Raw genomic sequence first — 4,994 nt, forward strand, 5'->3', positions numbered from 1 at the left:
AGATGTGTATAAGAGAAATGTGTCTGTTGGGCTTGGGGATTGGCCGTTGGCGAGGAGCCAAAGTCCCTTCTTCTGAAGTCCATTCCTCGCTACTGGGGCCGCGGCTGGGCGCAGGACTGTTGATCCTGACGGCCCTGCTGGGGTTTTGGGTCGAGCCACGCCCGCTCTCCAGCCAAACTGCCCTCAACCGAGGGGTATCTCCCTATCTGGGGGTATCTCGTAGCCAGCCGCAGGCTTTTCGCCCCAAGCTCGACCCGCGTCAGCGTACTCTGCTGGACTGGGTGCGCACCTTGGATGTTTACCCGGATCCCTACACCTATGAAGACCAGCCGGTGCGGGTGCAGGGGTTCGTCATTCCCGACAAGCAACCCGACCATTTTGTTATTGCCCGGTTTTTGGTTAGCTGCTGTGCTGCCGATGCTTACCCTGTGGGCTTGCCGGTGCGCTGGCCAGAGGCAGAGCAGTTAACTGCCGACAGTTGGCTGCGTCTGGAGGGGCGCATGGCCGTGGAGCAGCGGGATGGCCAATCTCAGTTGGTAATCGCTGCCGAGCAGGTGGAGCCGATACCGGTGCCGGCCAATCCCTACGCCGACGAATAAGAGCAGGCGCTTAGATATCGGTTTAGATATCGGTTTCGCTCAGCTTGGCGCTCAGGTAATCGAAGGGCTCGGCCACAAAGCTGTAGTCTTCGCCAGAGCCAAGCAGCTCCAGGGTGCGGGTTTTCATGTTTTGAATGCCAATCACCGTCGGGGCGATGGGCACACCGAGGGAGTTGTAGGTCTCCCGTAAGCCGGCCAAGACTCGCTCATCCAAAATGCTGTTGTCGGCAGCCACCAGCGCGTAGGAAGCGTAGCGCAAGAAGTAGTCCATATCCCGCAAACAGGTGGCATAGCGGCGGGTGGTGTAGGCGTTGCCTCCCGGACGAATGAGATCTGGCACCTGGGCGAACATGGCCGCAGCAGCCGTTTTGACGATATCCACCGAGTTGAGATTGATCACGTTCACGGCCTTGATGCGCCGCAGCCCCGAGTCATAAAAAGCCTTGAGCGCATCCATTGCCTCCCGATCCAAGTAGCGGCCCGTCAGGTCGTAGGTTTTGATCAGTGTGGTTACGGCATCCCGCATATCCCCAGCTCCATTCTTGTGACTTTATTTTGTAAAGTAGCTTGAGATGAAAAAATGAGAAGAGATTTTGCCGGACAACATCCAAAGGTCAACCTTGGAAAATCGAGCCAGAGCCCGGCAACGGCAACGCTTCAGGCTCCCCTTCGCCCTCAGAAGTTTAGCATGCGGGGGTTTCTTTCCCACTTCCCTCTGAGACAATGGCCAATGTTGTTACAAAAATGTAACCTTTCTGCAACACTCTAGGGATCCGGCGACAACACCCGCAGCGGCTTGAGCTGACCTGCCTGACTGTACCCCAAGCCCAAAAACTTGCCCTCCTCATCCAGCACCCGCAAAGTAGGGGCACCGATAATGGGCCGGTCGAGGGGAATGGCCTGACCCTGCAGCCACTGCTTCGCTTCGGCGGAAGAGAGCTGTACCGCACCCCAATCGGCAAATCCCCACTCAATGGGCAACAGGGCGGCAGCGGGATCCCCGGATCCCCGCCATTTCTCCAGGGGCAGGCTTTCTGCGATGCGAAAGGGGCCACTTTGCAGCCGTCGCAGCCGGCTCATCAGCCCTCCACAGCCCAATTTTTCCCCCACATCGCGGGCAAGGGCACGAATGTAGGTGCCGGGGCCACAGGCAACTTCCAGATCCACTTCCGGAAAGTCTCCGGCTCGCCAGCCCAGGATGCGCAGTTGCCGAATGACCACCCGCCGCGGCTCCAACTGGAGTTCCGCAGCCTCCACGCCGGCACGGGCCAACTGGTAGAGCTTTTTCCCCTGGCGCTTAAGGGCGCTGTAGAGGGGCGGCACCTGCCAGATCTCGCCGGTAAACTCCCGCAAGCACTGCTCTACCTGCTCGCGACTCAACCCAGGACAAGGGGATCCCACCCGGATCTGCCCTTCGGCATCGTCGGTGTCGCTGCGCTGTCCCAATCGGAAGGTTGCTTGATACACCTTATCCCCCGACAAAAACGACAAAAAGCGTGTTGCCCGTCCCACCGCAATCGGCAAAACCCCCGTTGCCGCCGGATCCAAGGTGCCCCCATGCCCCACCTTGCGGGTGCGCAAGACCCGCCGCACCACTGCCACACAGTCGTGGGAGGTGAGCCCCGCCGGCTTGTCCAGGTTGAGAAAGCCCTCCAGGGATTCCATGCCAGGCATAATATGCATCAACAGTTAAGATTTGTAACTGAGCTGCCCCAGCGCTTAACATGGGGTTAACTTCCGTCTCCAAGTTTGAAGCACCTATGGCTCAGTCTGACCTGTTCTTTCAGCCTATCTGGCAACGCCTCCTGATGATTGCCCCCTTTTTCCTGTGGGGCTCGGCGATGGTGGTGATGCGAGATGCCCTCTCCGAGACCACCCCCCTCTTCATTGCCATTCTGCGGTTGCTGCCGGCAGGGATCCTGGTTCTGGCCTTTCGGCTCTGGCAGGGGCGGGGTTCTGCGTCTCACGCATGGCATCCCAGAGGGCTGCGCGGCTGGCTATGGGTGTTGGCGTTTGCGCTGGTGGATGGCACATGTTTTCAGGGATTTTTGGCCCAAGGGCTGAAAGAGACAGGGGCGGGCCTGGGATCCGTGCTCATTGACTCGCAGCCGCTGGCGGTGGCTTTGATGGCCACCTGGTTTTACCGCGAGCGGATGGGATCCCTAGGCTGGCTGAGCCTGGGGCTGGGAGTTTTCGGCATTGGCCTCATCGGCCTATCCGGCGAGCGATCCCTGCAGTTGGGGGCCGGCGTCGTTTGGATGTTGATGGCCTCCCTGTCGATGGCCATCGGCACCGTGATGATGCCCAAGGTGGCGGAGGTGGCGGATCCGGTGCTGGCGACGGGCTGGCACATGGTGTTGGGCAGCCTGCCCTTGATCCTGCTGTCGGGACTGACGGAGACTCAGCAATGGCAACACCTGAGCGGAACCCACTGGCTGGGCCTTCTCTACGCTTCGGTGATGGGGAGCGCCTTGGCCTATGCCCTCTTCTTCTATTTCGCCTCCCAGGAAAACCTCACCGAGTTCAGTTCCCTGACCTTCCTCACCCCCATCTTTGCCCTGCTGTTTGGCAGCACCTTTCTGGGGGAATCGCTGACGCGGCTGCAATGGCTGGGAGTGGGCATCACTCTGGTCTGTGTGTACTTGATTAACCACCGGCAAGAATGGCAGGAGCGCCTGCGCCTGGGCTGGAAAGGGATCCTCTCGGAGCTGGGTTTAGACTGGCTGGTGAGCGCCTTCAGCACCGTCGAGATCCGCGATGGCAACCCCGACTGATCAAAGCTTGGGCAGGGATCCCTTAGGGGGGCAAGAACCCCATGGCCTCTCTCACCCTTTGTAGCGTTTGCTCGGCGATGGCCCGGGCCTTAGCGGCATTCTCCCGAATCAGAACGAGCAGGTGGTCGGGGTTGCTCCACAGTTCCCGGTAGCGCTGCTGAATGGGCTCCAGGGCAGCGATGATGCTGTCGGCGAGGAGGGGCTTGAACTGTCCCCACCCCATCTCGGCACACTCAGCCGCCACCGCCTCCTTGCTTTTGCCGGAGGTGAGCATGTAAATCGTCAACAAATTGTGGGCTTCGGGACGAGCCGGATCGTCAAAAGTAATGCCCCGAATGGGGTCGGTCTTGCATTTTTGGATCTTCTTGCGGATGGTATCCGGGTCATCCAGCAGATGAATACGGCTGAAATCCGAGGGATCCGACTTGGACATCTTGCGCGTACCATCGGTCAAGCTCATTACCCGCGCCCCCTCCGGACGAATCAGGGCCTCCGGGATCAGAAACACCTCTCCAAAACGGTCATTGAAGCGGCGGGCAATATCCCGACACAGCTCAATATGCTGCCGCTGATCCTCCCCCACCGGCACATACTTGGGCTGGTAGAGCAAAATATCCGCCGCCTGCAAAATCGGGTAGCTGAACAAGCCAACGCTGGTCTCCTCTCCCTGTTTTTCTTTCTTCTCCTTGTATTGGATCATGCGCTCCGCCCAGTTCATGGGGGTGATGGTGTTGAACAGCCAGGCCAGCTCCGTATGGGCAGGCACGTGGGACTGGACGAATAGCACGCAATGCTCCAGGCTGAGACCGCAGGCCAAATAAAGGGCAAACAGCGAACGGGTTCGCTCCCTCAGCAGCTTGGGATCCTGAGGGACGGTGATGGCGTGTTGATCGACGATGCAAAAAAAGTTCTCGTAGTGCTCCTGCTCGGCCACCCAGTTTTTAATTGCCCCCAAGTAGTTGCCCAAATGCAGTTCGCCAGAGGGCTGAATGCCAGAGAGGGTGCGCGGCTTGGCCATAGGGAAAGCAAATCTCAAACGCCAACAAGACGGAGGACAAGAGCAAGGAAAGTCTTTTTCAGGATATCAAGAGAGGCGCAACCCGTTGGTTCATGATGGAAAAAAGACGCCCAACCCCACACCATGTTAGACTCAGAACCCGAACTGTTACGTGCTGCCAACCACTATGTGCTGCTGATCCCGGGCTTGCCGGAGCAATTTCTCAGCCCTGAGGAATTGCAGGAGTTTCTCGTGCGGCTGTTGCAGGAACATCCCCACTTGGTGGATGCAGATCTGGCCCGCTATCCCACCCCTCAAGCGCAGGCACAGCGGCTGATCGACACCGCCTGTGAGATCGAAGTTTCCCCCGGCGAAACCGTGCAGTGGCATCCTGTGCGCCTGAGCAAGCGCTCCTCGACACGGTCTTAACAGGCTCGGAAGTTCCTTGGCCAAGCCGTTCGCAGCCTCGTTGCAGCAGCGTTGCAGTTCCCCTCCCGCAGGCATAGCAAAAACCTCACCAGAGGTGGGGCGGGCAGTACGGGGTTGTGTTTCGGATCCCGCCTTGGGCGTGATACAACGCAAGAGTAGAGCATGACTCTAGTCAATAATAAGCTCAACTATACT

The 4,994-nt window shown here is 58.9% G+C and carries 6 protein-coding genes; 3 read left to right on the forward strand and 3 right to left on the reverse strand.

The window, feature by feature from the left end:
* Nucleotides 1-599, forward strand: a 599-nt coding sequence (locus NW838_RS08290) for a TIGR03943 family putative permease subunit (protein ID WP_414427849.1), incomplete at its 5' end; no start/stop codon positions are given.
* Between the two features lie 22 nt (nucleotides 600-621).
* On the opposite strand, the gene apcB is transcribed toward NW838_RS08290, so the two are convergent.
* Both apcB and truB read right to left on the reverse strand, forming a co-directional pair.
* On the reverse strand, nucleotides 622-1,125 hold the full coding sequence (gene apcB, locus NW838_RS08295; protein ID WP_011433791.1) for an allophycocyanin subunit beta: 504 nt from the start codon (nucleotides 1,123-1,125) through the stop codon (nucleotides 622-624).
* Between the two features lie 239 nt (nucleotides 1,126-1,364).
* Nucleotides 1,365-2,264 carry a tRNA pseudouridine(55) synthase TruB gene (gene truB / locus NW838_RS08300; protein ID WP_414355757.1) on the reverse strand — a complete coding sequence of 300 codons (900 nt, stop codon included), beginning with the start codon at nucleotides 2,262-2,264 and terminating at the stop codon, nucleotides 1,365-1,367.
* 95 nt (nucleotides 2,265-2,359) lie between these two features.
* Between truB and NW838_RS08305 the strand changes: the two genes are divergently transcribed.
* On the forward strand, nucleotides 2,360-3,373 hold the full coding sequence (locus NW838_RS08305) for a DMT family transporter (RefSeq protein ID WP_414355742.1): 1,014 nt from the start codon (nucleotides 2,360-2,362) through the stop codon (nucleotides 3,371-3,373).
* Between the two features lie 22 nt (nucleotides 3,374-3,395).
* On the opposite strand, the gene trpS is transcribed toward NW838_RS08305, so the two are convergent.
* A complete protein-coding gene (gene trpS, locus NW838_RS08310) occupies nucleotides 3,396-4,391 on the reverse strand; it encodes a tryptophan--tRNA ligase (RefSeq protein ID WP_414355741.1) in 996 nt (331 codons plus the stop codon).
* A gap of 123 nt (nucleotides 4,392-4,514) precedes the next feature.
* Here trpS and NW838_RS08315 point away from each other — a divergent pair, with 123 nt between their 5' ends.
* On the forward strand, nucleotides 4,515-4,799 hold the full coding sequence (locus tag NW838_RS08315; protein WP_414399900.1) for a chlororespiratory reduction protein 7: 285 nt from the start codon (nucleotides 4,515-4,517) through the stop codon (nucleotides 4,797-4,799).
* Nucleotides 4,800-4,994 lie beyond the last annotated feature (195 nt).

This window comes from Synechococcus sp. R55.2 (assembly GCF_047462075.1).
Lineage (GTDB): Bacteria > Cyanobacteriota > Cyanobacteriia > Thermostichales > Thermostichaceae > Thermostichus.

Coding starts and splice junctions, on each gene's coding strand:
- apcB (WP_011433791.1), bottom strand. CDS start 1,125: ATGCGGGATGCCGTAACCACACTGATCAAAACCTACGACCTGACGGGC.
- NW838_RS08305 (WP_414355742.1), top strand. CDS start 2,360: ATGGCTCAGTCTGACCTGTTCTTTCAGCCTATCTGGCAACGCCTCCTG.
- truB (WP_414355757.1), bottom strand. CDS start 2,264: ATGGAATCCCTGGAGGGCTTTCTCAACCTGGACAAGCCGGCGGGGCTC.
- trpS (WP_414355741.1), bottom strand. CDS start 4,391: ATGGCCAAGCCGCGCACCCTCTCTGGCATTCAGCCCTCTGGCGAACTG.
- NW838_RS08315 (WP_414399900.1), top strand. CDS start 4,515: ATGTTAGACTCAGAACCCGAACTGTTACGTGCTGCCAACCACTATGTG.